Source organism: Acinetobacter sp. YH01020, assembly GCF_013420275.1.
Classification (GTDB): Bacteria; Pseudomonadota; Gammaproteobacteria; order Pseudomonadales; family Moraxellaceae; genus Acinetobacter; species Acinetobacter amyesii.
Map to the genome: position 1 here is coordinate 1 of NZ_VOYN01000033.1, position 18,535 is coordinate 18,535.

The following is an 18,535-nucleotide window of genomic DNA, read 5'->3' on the forward strand; positions in this document are numbered from 1 at the left end:
GAATTATCCAAGTGAACTTATTCGAAAGGAAGTATTTGAAATCGCTATTCTCACCAGACAAGAGGGCGATAAAACAAGAGGAACCTCAATTGAGATTCCTCTTGTGATTTTTGTGGGACAGCAGTGGGCTTAACGCCTCTTTTTTTCCAAATTAAACCGCCTCTGGATTACTCAATTCCGTCATCGGCCAACGTGGTGTAGTCGTAACAGACAAACCATCATGCTGACCCGCTTTTAAACGCTGATAACCAGCAAACGCAATCATTGCACCATTATCTGTACAAAGCGCAGGTTCTGCATAAAACACATTTGCACGGATTTTTGCCAAGTCAGCTTCTAAGCGCTCACGTAAACGTTTGTTCGCACTTACACCACCGGCAATAACTAAACGTTTTAAACCGGTTTGTTTTAAGGCTTTGACTGATTTTTTCACCAATGTATCAACCAACGCTTCTTGGAAAGATGCAGCGATATCTGCCTCACGACCTTCACCTTCAACTTTTTTCAATTGAACTGAAACGGCAGTTTTTAAACCACTAAATGAAAAATCTAAGCCTTGGTGTAGCATTGGACGTGGAAATTCAAAGGCATTGATGTCGCCATTCATCGCCAATTTCGAAATATTTGGACCACCTGGGTATGGTAGCCCCATCATTTTAGCGACTTTATCGAATGCCTCACCTGCTGCATCATCAATCGACTCACCCAATAATTCATATTGACCAATTCCATAAGCAGCCATCAATTGAGTATGTCCGCCAGAGACTAAAAGTGCCACAAATGGAAATTCTGGTGGAGTTTTAGACAACAGCGGCGCCAACATATGACCTTCCATATGATGTACACCAATTGCAGGTTTATTCAGTGCAAATGCCAACGTACGACCAAACAATGCGCCTGTCATTAATGCACCCATCAAGCCCGGCCCGCGAGTATATGCAATGGCATCAATTTCAAATTTATCCATCTGACTTTCTTCAAGCAATTGTTTTATTAAAGGAATTAACTTACGCACATGGTCACGTGAAGCTAATTCAGGTACCACACCACCATATTCTGCATGCAGTTTGATTTGGCTATACAATACTTGTCCGCGTAATCCTTGCTCACTATCGTAGAGTGCGAGTCCTGTTTCATCACACGAAGTTTCCAAGCCTAAAACGATCATTAAACTGCCTTTTGCCCATTTCAAAATATTGCGAAACCTATTATAGACTTGTGATATGAGATGTAAATGAGTAAAATACTGGCCTTCACTTGTGATCAAGGGTAATTCGACCCGAGATCTTATCCATAACTTAATGAGGATTCTTCATGCCACAAGTTAAATTGAAAGAAGGCGAACCAGTAGACGTAGCTATCCGTCGTTTCAAACGTTCATGCGAAAAAGCAGGTGTTCTTGCTGACGTTCGTAAACGTGAATTCTACGAAAAACCAACTCAAGAACGTAAACGTAAAAAAGCTGCTGCTGTTAAACGCTACCAAAAGAAATTGGCTCGCGAATCAGTACGTACTACTCGCCTTTACTAAGATTAATTTGTGATTGATTGACTAACCTGGATAAGATAAATGACTACTTTAAAAAACCAAATAACTGAAGTTTTAAAAGCCGCTATGCGTGCTAAAGAAATGGACAAGTTAACGGTAATACGTAGTCTTCAGGCAGCAATCAAGCAAATCGAAGTCGATGAGCGCATAGAGCTTGATGATAAGCAAGTTCTTGCGGTCATTGAAAAGCAAATCAAACAACGCAAAGAATCGGTTAAAGCCTTTTTAGGTGCAAACCGAGATGATTTAGCTAGTAAGGAACAAGCCGAGATTGAGGTGTTATCTCAATTTCTACCAGAAGCTATGACTGAGGAAGAACTTGATTCCATCATTGCGCAAACGATTACTGCGCAAGAAGCTACTAGCATGAAAGATATGGGTAAGGTGATGAACTCTCTACGTCCGCTCATAGCCGGACGTGCCGATCCTGCACAAGTTTCAGCTAAAATTAAAGCGAAACTCTCTTAATCTTTCATCTATATTGTTTGATTTGGTCTATTTAAGTACGCTGATGACTTAAATAGCCAAATTATCCAAATTCAAAAAAAATTCAAATCCATACATCATTTATTTTTCTTTATCATCTAACGATTTCATACTTACAAATATCTCGCCAACTTCCATCTACTGGATTTTGAATTGCAGCTTGTTCGATTTCAATCAATCTAAAATTTGCTCGTTCACATAGACGTCGTGCTTGCTTGTTTTCTGCATCTACAAAAGCATTTAATTGCTGAAATCCCAGATCATTCAATAATTGATCCACAAATAACTGCAAGGCTTCAGTCATCAAACCCTGCCCTTTAAATTCAACATTTCCCCAAAATCCAACAGCAGCTTGGTTTTCCAACCAATTGATTTGATGAATATCCATGACACCTAAAAAGTTATGCGACTGTTGCTCACGAATCACATAAACAAAATTTTCCTGATTTAACGCAGCCAACACTCTCGAATCACAAAATGCCAATGAAGCATCTAAATTAGGTTCTTGTAAAGACCAAGCCAAACTTGCAGGAAACATTCGTAAGGTTTCTATACTTTGACAGATCGCCTCATAAAGTGCTTTTGCATCGTGACGCTGAATCAACTGAAGCGTAATTCTGCCATGACGCATATCAAAATCATCGAGTTTCATTTTTATTCAGTTTCTCGTAATGATTTAAAATGCTTATAAATTTGCTTTTAATTTAGGGCACATTGCACATTATATTTTTTTAATAATTGCATCTCTTTTGATGCGATCACCTGCTGAATCACATCCTGCTTATTCATATTACGGTACTCACGATCTAAAAATGCGCGATTTTCGTCTGCAGCACGATAAAGATCATTCACATAAGTCTGAACAATACCGCAGTATTTCACTTGCTGGTTTGCTTTAAATCCCTGTTGCTGCGGGTCTAACTGACTAAAAAATTGGCGTACATCGGTTTTATATTTTTCGTTAATATCATTCACAGCGATCACATATTGCTCTGCGCTCGCTGCTGCAATATTCGTTGCTAAGCCCAACAGACAGGCCGCTAAAATCATATTTTTCATTTGTAAGTTCTTAATCATAAAACATTTTACATCCAGCTAGTTTACACTGATTAATCCAAGCCACTAAAACTACAATTTACACTTTATAATCAACATAGATAAGTGCATCACATTTGAAATCTTTATATTTTTAATTTCCGTTCATTTTGCATTTCATCTACACGTTGCTTGATTTTCGCAGCAAGACTTTTCGAGTCTTTGGCGATGCGCTGCGCCTGTAGCAAAGATTTAATCGCGCGTTCTTCATCCCCGCCCCAATACTCTACTTCAGCTCGATAGCGCAGCACATTAATAGAACGGAAGCTTGCATCTTTGTCTGCATCAGCCATTTGCAACATCAGTCGCCAACCACTCAAGTCGCGTGGATTTGCTTGTAAAAATCGCTGTAGAATCAGTTGTGCTTGCGCATATTCTTTGTTTCGAATCAAAGCCTCTGCATATTTATAATTTAATGCACGATTTTCAGGCATGATGATTGCCGAACTTTTCACAGCGTTCACGGCTTCAGCCGCTTTGTTTTGTCCCAACAGCACATCGGTCTGAAAAATAGTAAAAAGTGCATGCGAAGCATTTTGTTTTGCTGCTTCATTTAATAACTTTTGAGCAGCACTAAAGTCACCTTGTTTAATATGCAAGCTCACCAAAGCCAACTCAGCTGCATAATTCTTTTGCGCCACCATCGCATTTAATTGCAATTCGGTTGCCTGACCCGACAGTACTCGACTATACCAACGCAGAATTTCAAAATCTTGATCAACCAAACTGGTTTTAACTTGAGGCAACTGATTGGCACGTAAGCGCGCCTCGCTCATACGTTCCGTGGTTAAAGGATGTGTCAACCAAAAATCAGGCAGAAAGCTCACTCGACTCGTAGAGCGATGCATCACTTCAAAAAAGTCAGCCATGCTTTGCGGATTGTATCCTGCACGGTACATATACTGCATCCCGATGCGGTCTGCTTCACGTTCTTGATTGCGGCTATAGGTTAGCTGTTTATCCATCAAAGCGGCTTGTGAACCCATCATTACAGCCGCACCGACATCACCATCTGCCTGTGAGGCCACCAAGGCTCCGACCAAAATACCGGCTAGTGACAATAAACCTTGCCCTTTAAAGGCTTCTTGTGAACGACTGTAATGACGTTGTGATACATGTGCAATTTCATGCGCCATCACCCCTGCCACTTCATCCATGTTACGTGCTGAATTAATTAATCCTGCATTTAATGCAAATAAACCACCAGGTACAGCAAAAGCATTAATTTGTGGATCATTAATTAATAACAAACCAACCGGTTGATTGAGTTGAGTTTGGCTCAAAATATGCGTAAAGACAGATAAAAGACGATCTTCCATCCACGGATTTTCAGTCACAGGAAGTTGACGATGCACCTCACGATACACCTTCTCGCCAATGGCACGCTCTTTTTGTTGATCCAACAAGCCGACGCCACTACCTATTTCAGGCACAGAAAATTGTGGGGATGAACTAAAATCTACGGACTGCGTCTGCGCCAATGTCGAACAAAGCCCGAGACCACATGCCAGTAAAATCTTTTTCAAGGTCTATTCTCTAAATTTCATATTCGTACTTCATCGAATATAGCATTGAATTTTGGTGAATTATGGAGAAAACTGTTGTGATTGTTTATTCAAATTTTGGATTGACCACATAGCGTGGCGCGCGCTCATGTACCAAAACATCCACTAGATTTTGATAAGCCAATTCCGCCATACGTTTACGAGTTGCCGCTGTTGCTGAACCCACATGGGGTAATGTCACGACATTGGCTAATGTAAATAATGGCGATTCTTGAAGTGGCTCTTGCTCATACACATCTAAGCCTGCTGCAAAAATTTGACCACGACTTAATGCATCGATTAAAGCGGCTTCATCAATCACTGAACCGCGTGAAATATTGACCAATACCGCATGCGATTGCATCAAGGCCAACTCACGTTCACCAATTAAAGCTTTCGATTCTGCATTTAAATCCACTGCAACGACCACAAAGTCAGCACGTTGCAACAAATCATCCAAATCACAATATTGCGCTGATAACGATTCAGCCAATTCAATTTTTTCTCGGCGATTATGATAGAGTACATTCATATTAAAGCCGTAGCGAGCACGACGCCCAATCGCTGCGCCAATATGTCCTAAGCCAATAATACCAATAGTTTTAGCAAAGACATCCATACCAAATTGCTCAGGACCCACTGTACGCTTCCACTGCCCTTGTTTGGTCCATTGATCCAATACAGGCACTTTACGTGCTGCACTCATCAACAAAGTAAATGCTAAATCTGCTGTAGTTTCCGTCAATACATGCGGAGTATGGCTCAACCAAATATTTTTTTGATTTAAAAATGCTAAATCATAGTTGTCATAACCGACACTTACACTTGAGATGACTTTTAATTGTGATGCATGGGCTAAATTTGAGGCATTCAACAAACGTCCTGCACCAATCATGGCGTCAGCATCTTTTGAATGCTCAAGAATTTGCTGATTCACATCGCCCAATTTAGGACTAATTTGGAAAACTTTAAATTGCTGTTCTAAACGTTGGATTATTTCTTGATCTATTTGACTAAAAACCACTACTTTTTTTTGCATAAATTTTCCATTTACGTAATTTAAGTATTTTGTCCTGCCTTATTTTGCATAAATTGCCATAGGCGTTTTTTTAATAAAGGCTGTTCAATCATCTGCTGTAAAGATGCCAATGGATACACCTTCGCATGCTCTAAATGCGGAATGTCGCCTAGACAAATGACATTTTTATCCAAGCTCATCGCATCGATAAAGCCCTGTACATAAGATGCTGCACCACGACCATCTTGCAAATTCACCCAGCCAAAAGGCCACTGTAAAGCAAAGAAATCGGCACTGACTGCGCGCTGAATATTGCTCCACAAAACTTGCTGCTCTGCCGTTAATTCTGTGGCATCAATGACAATGACACAGTGCATTAAACAGATGGCTTCTAAGTTAAACGAAGGGATTTGAACAATTGGACGAACTTCAACAGGTTCAACAACCTTTGGTTCATCTTTTGGTGCTTCTACAGGTTGATTTACAACAACATCAACGTTTTTTTTAAGCTCAGTCTGTGATGGAACAGGCGTTGGCTGAGGCGCATTTTTGAGTAGGATTTCAGAGACTATTTCAGGAGCCGCCTGATCTCGCCAAATATTTGAGCTAAATTGCTGACACGGTGCTACCTGAGGAATCCATATATCAATTCCCATTGCAGCCATTATGCTTCGCTGATGCCCAATCATGCTTTCATTTTCACCTATTCAAGGCTTGATATTCTAACGGGATTCACTCTGTTTTGCTGAACTTTTATAAATCAATTAGATCATAATATTTCTTTAAAGATTCTGTAGACTTGCTCAGACTAATTTTGACTTAAAATTAAACAAATTATTCATAAATCAAGCCGCTATAAATAATTATACGATCATCAAACTATTTTTCTTTTGCATTAGTTCAACTATCTCAGCTGATTCAAATCCAATACGCCAATATAATAGTTGCAAAACATCCAACTCATCTTGCGTGATAATTCGATCATTCCATAAACATATTTCAGCAACCCCAAGAATGCTTAACCGCTCACGCAGCAGCAGCCCAGAAATATCATTTAGGATTTCAGCCAAATCAATTGGCTCATCAGATATATCGCGATAGAACTCAAGTTCTTCTTTCGTTAAGATTCGATTGAGGATTTTTTCACGCACTTCGAGCTGGTTATCACTGTTAATTTGTTGCACATGCAGCAAGGCATCAATCAAACGCACAATACTGGGTTTTACATCTTCTAAAGACGTAGGCGTATGTGCAGGCAACAGATTTAACTCATATTTGACTGTTTCAAGTAGTAATGCATCGAGTAATCCAATTTCACCATCTTCTTGAATAATCTTGGCCAGCTTGGTTAAGAACTGCCGAGAAATTGTCGCAGGCATGGTGCCAATATTTTTACATGCCTCATGAAAAATGGAGATATGCACACGACCATCAAGATTCAATAAGGCATCCACAATCGCACGACTGACTTCAGCTTCAGTCGGAATAAATTCTCGATACTGACGAATCATTAAAATCGCAACCATCACCTCACGCGAACCGGTTGCAGTTTGCAAGGCACGTTGGATCAATTCAGGCCGCTGCCAATTTTCACGAATCTCGGGGTTCAACGGTTTAATTGCATCTCGTATCGCAAAACTGATCGGTGACAAGCGCAGTAAAGGTAATGGTTGTGGCGAGTTCCATGGAGTTGCAACATCTGGACTGGCTTCTTCTAGTGAACGGAACAAATAAAATAGCGGTTGGTTTCGCAGTTTTTTTAAATTTTCTAGTTGCAGGTCATGAATGAGCGCCGGATTTAATTCAAAAATGCGCTGTTCAATACTTGGGTGAATATTCATCCAGTTTTGCGGACTGAGTGAGTTTGCAAAACACATATGAGAAATCGATTCTGCATATTCACTGTGAATTTGCGAACCTGAATGATGCACATAAATCCTTAATAAGGTTTGAATATTGGCATCATTTTGAATCAGACGTTTAGTTTTCTGGTCATTACGATAGGTTCGAGAACCCAAAGAGATATATTTAATAAAGCGGGAAATCAAAACACCTAAACTACCGATCAACCAAATAACTGCGCCAATCGCTACAAAGAGCGTTTCAAACTTATTGTCCCGTGCTTGTCCATTTTTATAGAAACCACGTTTTGCAATTTTACTGCCCCACTGACTAAAGGTCGTCAAACCGCTATATAAGATTTTCAAACGGGTATTTTCAGCAGCTTCCCCCGACAAGATCTTATTAAATTCATGGCTCAGCAAACCATACATTTCCATCTCATCTAGGGTTTGTAAGGCACCCCAGGTTAAAATGATCGATGTATCTCGAGGGCTAAAACCAGCGGTGAGCGCATTCACACCCACTTCATCAGGTAAGACATAAAGTGCAGGAGTATCGATTAGAAAGGTATCTGCCAGTTGCTCCGTCATACGCAGTGCAACACTTTCTTCAGGAATACTTTCAATGAGACTCAGACGTCGCGCACCTAACTGTTTTGCAAGTGAATAGCCGCCTAAGCGAAAGGTGTAAAAATCATAGAGAACTGAAACCAACATAATCAGCAGCACAGCAGCCACTAAAAATGGGCTAAGCACATGCCAATAGATAGACTGAGTGGAATCATAATAACCCACAATTAAACCGACAATTACATTAATAATTGCGACGGTCAAAAACACTGCCGCCATACACATGGTGACAGGCCAAAACATATTTTTGTTTTTTATAAAATCATAACCCACACGTCTCAATGTAATACCCTTAAGCTACATTGTCTTTTGTTTGCTCATCATAAATGAAAAAAGCGGGAAATTCCCGCTTTTTCAGTGTGTTTTCAGCAGATTATTCTTCGCGAACACCTGTTAAATCCACAGAAGCTGCATCAATGTTAACATCGATATAAGCTGGCTTTTCATTTTTTGCTGAGTCATTACGCTTACGCTCTAATGCTGCCAAATATTCAGCATCAATACCGCCTGCCACATATTTACCATCAAATACCGAGCAATCAAAGTCTTGCAACTCAGGGACTTTCTTGGTGCGTACTGCAGATTTCAAATCTTCCAAGTCTTGGAAAATCAGGCGATCAGCACCAATGATTTCACGGATTTCTTCAACGCTACGTTCTGACGCAATCAGTTCAGATTTGGCTGGCATATCGATACCGTACACGTTTGGATATTTCACCATCGGTGCAGCAGACGCAAAGAATACTTTTTTCGCACCTGCATCACGCGCCATTTGAATGATTTCATTACAAGTCGTACCACGAACAATCGAGTCATCGACCAATAGTACGTTTTTGCCTTGGAACTCTAGCTCTACTGGGTTGAGCTTTTGACGCACAGATTTCTTACGAAGTTGCTGACCCGGCATAATGAAGGTACGACCGATATAACGGTTCTTCATGAAGCCTTCACGGAATTTCACACCTAAGGTATTTGCAAGCTCGAGCGCAGAAGTACGTGAAGTATCAGGAATTGGGATCACGACATCGATATCGTGCTCATCACCCCATTCACGTAGAATTTTCTGAGCAAGTTTTTCGCCCATTTTCAAACGTGCTTTGTAAACTGAAATACCGTCAATGGTTGCATCTGGACGAGCAAAGTAAACATACTCAAAGATACATGGACGATATTCAGGTGCTGCTGCACATTGCTTAGTATGCATTTCGCCCGTCGAGCTAATATAGATTGCTTCGCCCGGTGCAATATCACGCTCAACCTTAAAGCCAAGTGCTGTAATCGCAACAGACTCTGAAGCAATGATATATTCCATACCATTTTCAGTTTCACGAGAACCGTAAATGAGTGGACGAATACCATTTGGATCACGAAAACCCACAAGGCCTTGACCTGTGATCATAGCAACAACCGCATAACCACCTTTGCAACGTTCATGCACACGTGAAACCACGTGGAATACATCTTCAGCGCTTGGTGTAAGTTTTGCGCGTTTTTGCAATTCGTGAGCAAATACGTTTAATAATACTTCTGAGTCTGAATCGGTGTTCATATGACGTAAGTCAGTCTTGAACAAGTCATCATGAATTTCAGCAGCATTAGTTAAGTTACCATTATGTGCAAGCGTGATGCCATAAGGTGAGTTTACATAGAATGGCTGAGCTTCAGCACTGCTTGAAGAACCAGCAGTTGGGTAACGAACATGGCCAATACCATAATTACCCTGTAATGCACGCATATGACGTGTGTGGAACACATCACGCACCATACCCGTATCTTTACGCAGGAATAAACGACCATCCTGACAAGTTACGATCCCGGCTGCATCCTGTCCACGATGTTGTAACATCGTTAACGCATCAAACAACATTTGGTTAACAGGTGATTTACCAGCTATACCAACTACTCCACACATAGCAACCTCGCAGACAAGCTAGGGTTAATAAAAAGGATTATTTGTTGACTCACCCGATCCAGAACGTCCGTGCTTGTTCTGCGACTCAGATGGTAGGTCTGAAGATTTCTGAGCATCTTCAGACTGAATATGATGAAGTGCTTGATTTGCAGCATCTTTGGACAATTCGGTTGCCCAAGGCGCATATGGCAATAATGACTGAACCATTTTAGATTGTTTCCAATGTGGTGAACTTTCCACCCAAGGACCTAGTCCCTGCATAGTGATCAACACCACCAACAATCCTTTTAAGCTTCCGAAAACACCACCTGCCAGTCGATTTAGAGGACCAAGCTTTAATGTTTTCAAAATACTGTTCAATAACCATGTCGCGACCCAAGTCATGACTACAATCAACAATACAATAAATGCGAACGCGGCAATCTTCTGTACCACTGGATCTGTACTTAAAGATGTCATCGAAGGTGCAAGGACGGTTGCATACTTTGCCGCAATGACAAGTGCAAGAATCCATCCAATGAAGTTCGCAAAGGCTTTTACAAATCCTTGACGCAAACCGTTAAGCCCTCCAATGAGCAAAATAATCAGTATAAAGATATCAATGGTATTCATGATATTTACAATGCGTCTACGCAGTCTTTTACAAGTGTCGGACCTGTATATATGAGACCACTATACACTTGTACAAGGCTTGCTCCTGCTTTTTGTTTCGCAACAGCATCCGCGCCCGACAAAATACCACCCACACCGATCAATGGAATTTGACCGTTTAATACTTTAGCAAAAGCCGCCAAACATGCCGTACTTTTCTCAAAGACTGGCGCGCCAGATAGACCACCAGCTTCATCACCATATGGAAGGCCTTCAACACCTTCACGTGACAAAGTCGTATTGGTAACAATCAGACCATCAATTTTAAATTTTAACAATTGTTGTGCAATAAAATTAATGTCTTCAGGTTCTAGATCTGGTGCAACTTTAAGTACTAAGGGTACATAATGTTGATTTTCATCCGCCAACTCGAGTTGACGTTTCTTGAGTGTCTCTAACAGTTCAGTCAAAGCATCACCGCTTTGTAAGCTGCGAAGATTTTTTGTGTTAGGAGATGAAATATTAACCGTAATATAAGAAGCGTAGTTATAAACTTTTTCTAGACAAATCAGATAATCGTCAACTGCTTTTTCAACAGGTGTGACTGCATTTTTACCGATATTGATCCCAAGTACACCCTTAAATTTTGCAGCTTTGACATTTTCGATCAGCTGATCCACGCCATCATTATTAAAGCCCATACGGTTAATAATGGCTTTTGCTTTCGGTAAACGAAATAAACGCGGTTCAGGGTTACCTGATTGTGGAAGTGGTGTAATTGTACCAATTTCAATAAAGCCGAAGCCCTGGCTCGCCAGCGCATCGATATAAGCACCGTTTTTATCAAGACCGGCTGCTAAACCAACTGGATTCGGAAATTCGATTCCCATACATGTCACTGGTTTAGACGCCACGTTTTGACGCATCATTCCCATCTTGTGAGAAGATTTCAACAGCGATAATGTCAGCTCATGTGCACGCTCTGGTGCTAAAGTAAACAACAAAGGGCGGGCTAGAGAATACAACATATCTATAAAAGTCTACTGCTTTTTAAGTCGGCATATTATAGGCACAGCACAAATAAAACACCATGCTTAGCAGATCTTTATTTTTACCGATTATTGTACACTCGCTGTTAATTTGACCTGTCCCGCTTCAGAACTTAACTCCATCTTTTCAATACTTAAGCCCATTTGAACCAATTGAGTCAAAAAATTGGCCAGAATTGCATAATTTTCATGCATCACTGCAATCTGTATTTGCTCACCGACTTGTTGAGATGCTACTGACAAGCCCTGTTGTTGCGATACACGCTGAACTTTTTCCAACGCGCTCAGTTGTGTATCACCTGCTGGTTTCATCGTGACGGCATTACTTTGCATCCAAACAACAGTATCTTTGAGTTCATTCACGCGCTTTTGTTGAAAATTTGCAGCTTTGTTCATATAAAACAGTGCCGAACCAATCGCTGCCACTACAACAAAAATTGTGGTAAAGATCACCATGACTCGTTCACGAGTAGAAAGTTGGTCTAAATAATCAGTGATGCGCTCAATTTGCCCATCTATACGTTGCTGTAGGTTTTCCATTTTTATCATTATTGTATTTTCACCAATCCAATCGCGCCGTTGGCACTTGGTTGAATATTCCCTAATTCGACTTTAAAACCTTGTTGTTTTAATTGATCAGTTAGGGTTTGTAGTACTTCTGCCGAATTAGCTTTTAACTCCATATTCAGCATCGAGGCTTCATAGCTCACACGATTTGCAGAAATTTGGTTTTGCATTAAAACTGGCCCGACACGGCTCAGTAAAGACAAAGCCTGTGCATTGCCCGATTGACTCTGACGCAATTGTGATTCGAACTGGCTTTTCAGCGTTTGTTCAGTCACAGGATAGCTTTGACCAAACCAATATTTAAACTGATCAATCGCTTGTGACGCAGTGATATTTGCCACTTTTTTGTATTGATACCAACGAACTGCATCATAGCTAAACTGTGTAATTAAAGCCGCAACCAAAACTGCTGCACATGCTTTCCAATAACCACTCACACCCGTATTGGCTTTGGCTTTCGGCAAAACATTGAGTGGATGTTGTTTCGGTTTTTTTATATTGGGTAATTCATAATGAAAAGATTCAATGTGATCATGCGTTACAGCGGCTTCAAGACTATGCGTCTGATCTGAACTTAGATTTGAAATCTTATAGTTCGGCTGACCAATTTGATAATCTAAGTACAATGCCAAATCATCAACAGACTGACCGACATATTCACTATTTCGGACCAATAAATGACCACTGACATTTGCCAAAACATGTTGCCCTGCTTCTGGACTTGGCAAGACCAAAAAGTCAGGTAATAACGAAATGACTTTCACAGGGATTAGTGTCAAAGCATGCTGCATCGTTTCGACTGCACTATGCGCAACCCCCATGACCGTTAATTCATCTGGACTTTGAAAATGATGCAATACTTTCATTGCATCCAAAGGCAAAATGACATATTCCTCAAGTAAATATTTTACGCCGTCTGGGCCAAGTTTTTTATATTGGTTTTTTGGAAAATTTTGCTGAATGATTTGTACATCACGACTTGGAAAGAAAACAACCGCTTCCTTTCCCGCATATGGCTGAATTTCCTGAATCAATTGTTCAAGTGTCGATGACTGCTTCCAGAAATCCCCTTCTGACCATTGCCAAACCCCATTGGCTTCGGGCATCCATAAATACAACATTAATTTTTCTGCCGTTTTAATTGGTTTTTATGTTGATGGTATAAACGTTTTAATTTGTGTTGATAACCCTGGAGCAATGACCGCTTGTTCATAAATGCGCGCTTCTGCCAAAGCATAGGGATTAAAATATTCTGAGACCAAAACACTGGCCATATGTGCCACAACGTTCATATGGCACACCACCACAATAGACTCATACGGTAAATGTGACAACCATTCCACTGCAACTTTGGCATCATCTTCCGGTTTGATGGCATTACAAATAACCACAGGCACATGTGGAAAATGTTTTTGCAAAGATGAAAGTGTTTGCTGCGCCCGCAGTAGCGGACTCACCACAAAAACGTCTGGTTGAATTATATCTTTCAAATATGCTGCAGTTTCTGCCGCTTGAGTTTGTCCGCGCGCTGTTAAAGGCCGCTTTTCATCATTCCCCATCACAGGCGGAGCAGCTTCGCCATGCCTAACCAATGTCAGTTGCATAAAATTTCCTTATTCTATTCCGCACATTATATACAGCCAGTATGACAAAGCTATGTGTATTGCATATTAATCAGTAAACTTAAACTTGCTGATGTGGTAAGACAAATTCAACATCACTGCGATGGCCATTTTTCATCAGTGACAATGCGATATTCAGTGCCGGCGCACCTTCAAAAATCACTTCGTACAAGGCACTGGTAATTGGCATATACACACCCAACTCCTCAGAGCGTGCGCGTACTTGCACAATAGTATTAATCCCTTCCGCAGTTTGCCCAAGTTCTTTGGTGGCTTGTTCTAAGCTTTTACCACTACCGAGTGCAAAGCCGACTTGGTAATTACGGCTGAGCGGACTACTACAAGTTGCAAATAAGTCACCGACACCAGATAAACCTAGGAATGTTAATGGGTTTGCGCCTAATTTCACTGCAAAGCGGCTCATTTCTGCCAAAGCACGTGTCAAAATCATACTCTTGGTATTTTCACCGACGCCATAAGCTGCAGCTAGACCCATCGCGACTGCATAGATATTTTTCAGGGCACCGCCCAATTCCACGCCATGCACATCATCACTTGCAAATACACGGAACAACGCACTGTGTAGCGCTTGTTGAACTGCATAACGAACCAGCTCAGATTGGCTTGCGATCACTGTTCCTGCTGGTTGTCCTGCAACAATTTCCTTCGCCAAGTTTGGCCCTGAAAGCACACCATAAGGGACTTCAGGAAGTTCTTCACGAATAATATCGCTCATAAAGCTAAAGGTATTGGCTTCAATACCTTTGGTTAAAGACACCACTGCTTGTGACGTGATAAAAGGCTTGATCTGCTGTAAAACACTACGGAAAGAATGGCTCGGAATGGCCACCAAAATAATGTCACGATTACATACTGCTTGTTCTAAATCTGAAACAGCAAGCAAACTTGCTTCTAATTGAAAATCTGGCAAGTAACGTTTATTAATATGTGTTGCATTAATGTCCGCAGCTACCGCCTCATCACGAATCCATATCATGGTGTCACAGCCATTACGTACTGCGGTATTGGCCATCGCAGTACCAAAACTCCCACCACCCAACACCGTAACACGTAGTGCAGTTTTTTGGTCAACTGACACAGGGCTAACAAGACTTGCAAAATCAAGTTCTGACATTGTTCTTTTATCCTAATTTCTTTACTGATCGATCTTGTTCAATCGACCTATTTTTCACTTTTATTGGTTTGCTTTATGCCAATGGCTTACAAAGTCAGCAGACTGTATTTCAGCACGAGGTGGAATTGCTTTCACAGCTGTACCGATATAAATAATGCCTGAAATCAAATCGTTTTCCGTTAAACCCAAGGCTTGTTTAAACAATTTAGATTCAACCACCGCCCCACTACGCCACATAGTTGAAAAGCCCTGTGCTTGTAAAGAGAGCAAAAAGTTTTGTACTGCTGCGCCTGAACTTAAAATTTGTTCGAAATGCGGAACTTTGGGATGATCTTGTAATTGAGTTAAGGCCAAAACCAATAGTGGCGCACGAAATGGATGGTGTTTCACACGTTCCAACTGTGCTTCTTCTGTTTGTCCAGTATCGGCTAAGGCATGTGAAAGCAACTCACCAAATGCTTCACGTTCAGTTTCAGGAATAATCACAAAACGCGTAGGCTTAAGACGATGATGATCTGGCGCCGTTAAGGCGGCTTGAAACGCATTTTCCAATTGCTCAGCATTCGGCGCAGGTTCAATTAAATGACCAATCGACTGACGCTGATGAATATTTTGATGAACTGTATCAACTGCTGATTTTAGAATTGACATCTATACACTGTACTTTAAAACGTTTGCTCAAGATTAGCATATTCTCAATAACTTACTCTAGAATGTTTGCATCAGACTCGGTGCTTATTTGTTAAGTCAGCTTTATTCACAGATTTACTATAAAAAACCGCATAACTTGTACAGCAGCTCCCTGTTCTATAAGAAATTTTATGTTCAAATAAATCAAATTGTTTCTAACTCGGGGCACCACATGAAAAAATTCAACAAAACTGTTGCCATGGTTAGCACGCTAAGCGCAACTGTGCTTTTAGCTGCATGTACATCTACACCAACAAAATCATTAGCAATTCAAAAACCAAATAATCAATATGAAGTCACTGCCGTAGGTAAAACCAGTTTAGCGGCAAAAAATAATGCGATCGCAGCAGCAAATAGTACCTGTGGTAAAAATGCGACCCCTGTCGTAGTGGATGAGAAGCAAGAATACAACGGTGTTTTAAAAGGTGTGGTCGATGAAAAGACAGGTCAAATGATTCAGGCTGCGGCTGACGTACTTGGCACCATTACAGGAAATAGCAGCATCAGCAAAGATGATGATTACCAAACTATACTGACCTTTAGTTGCCGTGCAAACTAAACCGTTAGTCTGTGATTCCGTTTTGTCATTAACCCAAAATGAAATTGTCGATATGAAATAAAAAAGCCTGCAAATATGCAGGCTTTTTTAGAAGCAAAAATTAGCAATAACCATCTAAACGGGTTAAAGGTAATTTTTGACCAATGGCTTTTTCAATTTCAGGTAGTGAAAAAGCATCATCTTCAGACAAGAAACTAATACTGACACCACGTGTTCCTGCACGACCTGTACGACCGATACGGTGTACATAATCATCCGACTGTTCAGGAAGTGTGAAGTTCACCACATGCGAAACACCATCAACATGGATACCACGACCCGCAACATCTGTTGCAATCATAATGTTGTGTTGACCATTTTTGAACTGATCAAGCATTTTCAAACGTTTATCTTGAGCAATTTCACCTGACAACATCACCACTTTATAACCGTCTTTTTTGAGGTGATCATAAAGTTTACGCACTTGATCACGACGGTTGGCAAAGATCATAACCTTTTCAATTGGTTCATCACGTAAGATGTCTTCCAACAATTTATATTTATCAGACTTCGCCACCATGTAGACACGTTGCTCAACATCTGCATTGGTTTTCTTTTCAGGTTCAATTTCGACTGTAACGGGTTCAAACAACCATTGCTGTGCAAGATTGAGCACGTCATAACTAAACGTCGCAGAGAACATTAGCGTTTGGCGTTGTTCTTTACGTGGTGAAAAACGCACAATACGTTTCACTGAAGGAATAAAGCCCATATCCAAAAGACGGTCAGCTTCATCAATCACTAAAAATTCAATTTGATCGAGCCAAACTTCTTTTTGTTCCACAAAGTCAATTAAGCGACCAGGGGTTGCAACCATAATGTCGACAAAATTACGGTTTAATAGATTTTTTTGTTTATCAAAATCTACTCCACCCAATAAAGTCATAACATTGAGATCAGTGTATTTCACTAATTCTTTTGCATCACTTTCAATTTGTAAAGCAAGTTCGCGCGTTGGTGCAAGAATCAATGCACGCGGTTCACCACGATAACGCTGTTCCTTAATTGGATTATTCAACAAGTCATTGATCACACTGACCAAGAAAGCCGCAGTCTTACCAGTACCAGTTTGAGCACGACCAATAGCGTCATGTCCAGCCAATGTAAATTTTAAAACCTTTTGCTGAATAGGCGTCATATCCTTAAAACCTAAAGCATCAATGGCTTTTTTAAGGTTCGGATGTAAATTTAAGGTTTCAAAACCTGATGACATATAGATGTGCCCTAATTGAATAATCACAAAATTGCTGAAGCATTATAAACAAAAAACGCCCCAATTTACATTGGAGCGTTTTTGAGTACATTCAGACGATTAGTCTAAAGGTTGTACTTCTTCAGCTTGGAAGCCTTTTTGACCTTTAACAACGCTGAATTCTACGCGTTGGCCGTCACGAAGTGAACGGTGGCCTTCGCCCATAATTGCGCGGAAATGAACGAATACGTCGTCGCCGCCGTTACGTTGAATAAAGCCAAAGCCTTTAGTGTCGTTGAACCATTTAACAACGCCTTGTTCACGAGCTGTCATAAGTTAATCCTTATCGTATTTAAAAAAGAAGGACCACCCGGTGTTGCAAACAGCAGACCAAACAAGGTTAAAAAAAATATTTTTATTTCTAAGCTTGTAATCATTCTGTAAAACTATCAACAAAATCCCGGTTACATCCAAATATATCAAGAGTTAAGAGGCTTCACAGCCAACAAAAATCTTAACAACGCAACGAGCTTAACACGGGTTTACCGCAATTAATAGATTTTTTTGATCTATTTTCCTTTTGAATATTCTTATTTTTTCACATCGTTTGAGTTATAAATTACAAAGGATTTTTACCTATTTTAGGTTGGGATTTGGCACTGTATTTGCTAATATTTCCATTGAAATGTAAACATGTTGGATCTGCTTCGTGAGTGACAGCCAAAATTCGCTTTTAACTGTAGATGCAATGGGTAAACCCTGCCCGATGCCACTATTGATGCTCAAAAAAGCTTTAAAGAAAAGTCCAGACCAATCTTTATTGTTAAAGTCATCCGATCCGCACAGCCAACAAGATGTATCACGATACTGTCAAATACATCAGTTAAACTGTGAAATGCGCAAAATTTCCGATTCTGAGTTTCATTACTTGATTGAATCTTAAAAAGATTCAGTTAAACTAAATTGCTTCATAATTGAATAAAAGTTTACATTTCTATACCCAATTTTCCATAATTT

At 40.4% G+C, this 18,535-nt stretch carries 21 protein-coding genes; 4 read left to right on the forward strand and 17 right to left on the reverse strand.

Going from position 1 to position 18,535, the window contains the following annotated elements; all coding sequences use genetic code 11:
* Positions 1–151: 151 nt before the first annotated feature.
* Entirely contained in the window at positions 152–1,168 is a 1,017-nt protein-coding gene (tsaD, locus tag FTT85_RS12310) for a tRNA (adenosine(37)-N6)-threonylcarbamoyltransferase complex transferase subunit TsaD (protein WP_180183648.1), read from the reverse strand.
* 146 nt (positions 1,169–1,314) lie between these two features.
* Here tsaD and rpsU point away from each other — a divergent pair, with 146 nt between their 5' ends.
* Entirely contained in the window at positions 1,315–1,530 is a 216-nt protein-coding gene (gene rpsU / locus FTT85_RS12315) for a 30S ribosomal protein S21 (RefSeq protein ID WP_001136722.1), read from the forward strand.
* A gap of 39 nt (positions 1,531–1,569) precedes the next feature.
* On the forward strand, positions 1,570–2,016 hold the full coding sequence (locus FTT85_RS12320; protein ID WP_078193617.1) for a GatB/YqeY domain-containing protein: 447 nt from the start codon (positions 1,570–1,572) through the stop codon (positions 2,014–2,016).
* Between the two features lie 112 nt (positions 2,017–2,128).
* Here FTT85_RS12320 and FTT85_RS12325 read toward each other — a convergent pair whose 3' ends face one another.
* The 14 genes from FTT85_RS12325 to FTT85_RS12390 all read right to left on the reverse strand — a co-directional run bounded on the left by FTT85_RS12325 (position 2,129) and on the right by FTT85_RS12390 (position 15,689).
* Complete coding sequence (locus FTT85_RS12325) at positions 2,129–2,686, reverse strand: GNAT family N-acetyltransferase (RefSeq protein WP_180116624.1); 558 nt, start codon at positions 2,684–2,686, stop codon at positions 2,129–2,131.
* A 47-nt stretch (positions 2,687–2,733) separates the two neighbouring features.
* Positions 2,734–3,093, reverse strand: coding sequence for a hypothetical protein (locus FTT85_RS12330; protein ID WP_180183649.1), 360 nt, complete (start codon positions 3,091–3,093; stop codon positions 2,734–2,736).
* 122 nt (positions 3,094–3,215) lie between these two features.
* Entirely contained in the window at positions 3,216–4,655 is a 1,440-nt protein-coding gene (locus FTT85_RS12335) for a M48 family metalloprotease (protein WP_180183650.1), read from the reverse strand.
* Positions 4,656–4,740: 85 nt separating this feature from the next.
* The gene (locus FTT85_RS12340) at positions 4,741–5,712 is read right to left on the reverse strand and encodes a D-glycerate dehydrogenase (protein ID WP_180034723.1); all 972 of its coding nucleotides are present in this window, start codon (positions 5,710–5,712) and stop codon (positions 4,741–4,743) included.
* Between the two features lie 20 nt (positions 5,713–5,732).
* Positions 5,733–6,380, reverse strand: coding sequence for a hypothetical protein (locus tag FTT85_RS12345; RefSeq protein WP_180088601.1), 648 nt, complete (start codon positions 6,378–6,380; stop codon positions 5,733–5,735).
* A 174-nt stretch (positions 6,381–6,554) separates the two neighbouring features.
* The gene (locus FTT85_RS12350) at positions 6,555–8,444 is read right to left on the reverse strand and encodes a M48 family metalloprotease (RefSeq protein WP_180183651.1); all 1,890 of its coding nucleotides are present in this window, start codon (positions 8,442–8,444) and stop codon (positions 6,555–6,557) included.
* A gap of 91 nt (positions 8,445–8,535) precedes the next feature.
* Positions 8,536–10,074: an amidophosphoribosyltransferase gene (purF, locus tag FTT85_RS12355; protein WP_180183652.1), complete on the reverse strand. Its 1,539-nt coding sequence runs from the start codon at positions 10,072–10,074 to the stop codon at positions 8,536–8,538.
* 24 nt (positions 10,075–10,098) lie between these two features.
* The gene (locus FTT85_RS12360; protein WP_078188866.1) at positions 10,099–10,686 is read right to left on the reverse strand and encodes a CvpA family protein; all 588 of its coding nucleotides are present in this window, start codon (positions 10,684–10,686) and stop codon (positions 10,099–10,101) included.
* 5 nt (positions 10,687–10,691) lie between these two features.
* Entirely contained in the window at positions 10,692–11,693 is a 1,002-nt protein-coding gene (locus tag FTT85_RS12365) for a quinone-dependent dihydroorotate dehydrogenase (RefSeq protein ID WP_180003012.1), read from the reverse strand.
* Positions 11,694–11,783: 90 nt separating this feature from the next.
* Positions 11,784–12,263, reverse strand: a complete 480-nt coding sequence (gene gspM / locus FTT85_RS12370) for a type II secretion system protein GspM (protein ID WP_168378926.1) — start codon at positions 12,261–12,263, stop codon at positions 11,784–11,786.
* Positions 12,263–13,402, reverse strand: coding sequence for a type II secretion system protein GspL (gene gspL / locus FTT85_RS12375; RefSeq protein WP_180183653.1), 1,140 nt, complete (start codon positions 13,400–13,402; stop codon positions 12,263–12,265). The genes gspM and gspL overlap by 1 nt, the downstream gene beginning before the upstream one ends.
* A 27-nt stretch (positions 13,403–13,429) precedes the next feature.
* Complete coding sequence (locus tag FTT85_RS12380; RefSeq protein ID WP_078193626.1) at positions 13,430–13,885, reverse strand: histidine phosphatase family protein; 456 nt, start codon at positions 13,883–13,885, stop codon at positions 13,430–13,432.
* Positions 13,886–13,964: 79 nt separating this feature from the next.
* A complete protein-coding gene (locus tag FTT85_RS12385) occupies positions 13,965–15,038 on the reverse strand; it encodes an NAD(P)H-dependent glycerol-3-phosphate dehydrogenase (protein ID WP_180183654.1) in 1,074 nt (357 codons plus the stop codon).
* Positions 15,039–15,098: 60 nt separating this feature from the next.
* Positions 15,099–15,689, reverse strand: a complete 591-nt coding sequence (locus FTT85_RS12390; protein WP_171525909.1) for a nitroreductase family protein — start codon at positions 15,687–15,689, stop codon at positions 15,099–15,101.
* 211 nt (positions 15,690–15,900) lie between these two features.
* Between FTT85_RS12390 and FTT85_RS12395 the strand changes: the two genes are divergently transcribed.
* Positions 15,901–16,287: a hypothetical protein gene (locus FTT85_RS12395; protein WP_180183655.1), complete on the forward strand. Its 387-nt coding sequence runs from the start codon at positions 15,901–15,903 to the stop codon at positions 16,285–16,287.
* A 100-nt stretch (positions 16,288–16,387) separates the two neighbouring features.
* On the opposite strand, the gene rhlB is transcribed toward FTT85_RS12395, so the two are convergent.
* Together rhlB and FTT85_RS12405 are read right to left on the reverse strand one after the other, a co-directional pair.
* A complete protein-coding gene (gene rhlB, locus FTT85_RS12400; RefSeq protein WP_180003018.1) occupies positions 16,388–17,539 on the reverse strand; it encodes an ATP-dependent RNA helicase RhlB in 1,152 nt (383 codons plus the stop codon).
* A gap of 99 nt (positions 17,540–17,638) precedes the next feature.
* Positions 17,639–17,851, reverse strand: a complete 213-nt coding sequence (locus tag FTT85_RS12405; RefSeq protein WP_005014923.1) for a cold-shock protein — start codon at positions 17,849–17,851, stop codon at positions 17,639–17,641.
* 415 nt (positions 17,852–18,266) lie between these two features.
* Here FTT85_RS12405 and FTT85_RS12410 point away from each other — a divergent pair, with 415 nt between their 5' ends.
* On the forward strand, positions 18,267–18,461 hold the full coding sequence (locus tag FTT85_RS12410; RefSeq protein WP_078189214.1) for a sulfurtransferase TusA family protein: 195 nt from the start codon (positions 18,267–18,269) through the stop codon (positions 18,459–18,461).
* Positions 18,462–18,535: the final 74 nt, after the last annotated feature.

Excerpts from the sequence above, each read along its gene's own strand:
- rhlB (WP_180003018.1), bottom strand. The coding sequence starts at position 17,539 with ATGTCATCAGGTTTTGAAACCTTAAATTTACATCCGAACCTTAAAAAA.
- purF (WP_180183652.1), bottom strand. The coding sequence starts at position 10,074 with ATGTGTGGAGTAGTTGGTATAGCTGGTAAATCACCTGTTAACCAAATG.
- gspM (WP_168378926.1), bottom strand. The coding sequence starts at position 12,263 with ATGATAAAAATGGAAAACCTACAGCAACGTATAGATGGGCAAATTGAG.
- FTT85_RS12320 (WP_078193617.1), top strand. The coding sequence starts at position 1,570 with ATGACTACTTTAAAAAACCAAATAACTGAAGTTTTAAAAGCCGCTATG.
- tsaD (WP_180183648.1), bottom strand. The coding sequence starts at position 1,168 with ATGATCGTTTTAGGCTTGGAAACTTCGTGTGATGAAACAGGACTCGCA.
- FTT85_RS12410 (WP_078189214.1), top strand. The coding sequence starts at position 18,267 with ATGGGTAAACCCTGCCCGATGCCACTATTGATGCTCAAAAAAGCTTTA.
- gspL (WP_180183653.1), bottom strand. The coding sequence starts at position 13,402 with ATGTTGTATTTATGGATGCCCGAAGCCAATGGGGTTTGGCAATGGTCA.
- FTT85_RS12340 (WP_180034723.1), bottom strand. The coding sequence starts at position 5,712 with ATGCAAAAAAAAGTAGTGGTTTTTAGTCAAATAGATCAAGAAATAATC.
- FTT85_RS12405 (WP_005014923.1), bottom strand. The coding sequence starts at position 17,851 with ATGACAGCTCGTGAACAAGGCGTTGTTAAATGGTTCAACGACACTAAA.
- FTT85_RS12395 (WP_180183655.1), top strand. The coding sequence starts at position 15,901 with ATGAAAAAATTCAACAAAACTGTTGCCATGGTTAGCACGCTAAGCGCA.
- FTT85_RS12330 (WP_180183649.1), bottom strand. The coding sequence starts at position 3,093 with ATGAAAAATATGATTTTAGCGGCCTGTCTGTTGGGCTTAGCAACGAAT.
- rpsU (WP_001136722.1), top strand. The coding sequence starts at position 1,315 with ATGCCACAAGTTAAATTGAAAGAAGGCGAACCAGTAGACGTAGCTATC.
- FTT85_RS12380 (WP_078193626.1), bottom strand. The coding sequence starts at position 13,885 with ATGCAACTGACATTGGTTAGGCATGGCGAAGCTGCTCCGCCTGTGATG.
- FTT85_RS12390 (WP_171525909.1), bottom strand. The coding sequence starts at position 15,689 with ATGTCAATTCTAAAATCAGCAGTTGATACAGTTCATCAAAATATTCAT.
- FTT85_RS12360 (WP_078188866.1), bottom strand. The coding sequence starts at position 10,686 with ATGAATACCATTGATATCTTTATACTGATTATTTTGCTCATTGGAGGG.
- FTT85_RS12365 (WP_180003012.1), bottom strand. The coding sequence starts at position 11,693 with ATGTTGTATTCTCTAGCCCGCCCTTTGTTGTTTACTTTAGCACCAGAG.
- FTT85_RS12345 (WP_180088601.1), bottom strand. The coding sequence starts at position 6,380 with ATGATTGGGCATCAGCGAAGCATAATGGCTGCAATGGGAATTGATATA.
- FTT85_RS12385 (WP_180183654.1), bottom strand. The coding sequence starts at position 15,038 with ATGTCAGAACTTGATTTTGCAAGTCTTGTTAGCCCTGTGTCAGTTGAC.
- FTT85_RS12325 (WP_180116624.1), bottom strand. The coding sequence starts at position 2,686 with ATGAAACTCGATGATTTTGATATGCGTCATGGCAGAATTACGCTTCAG.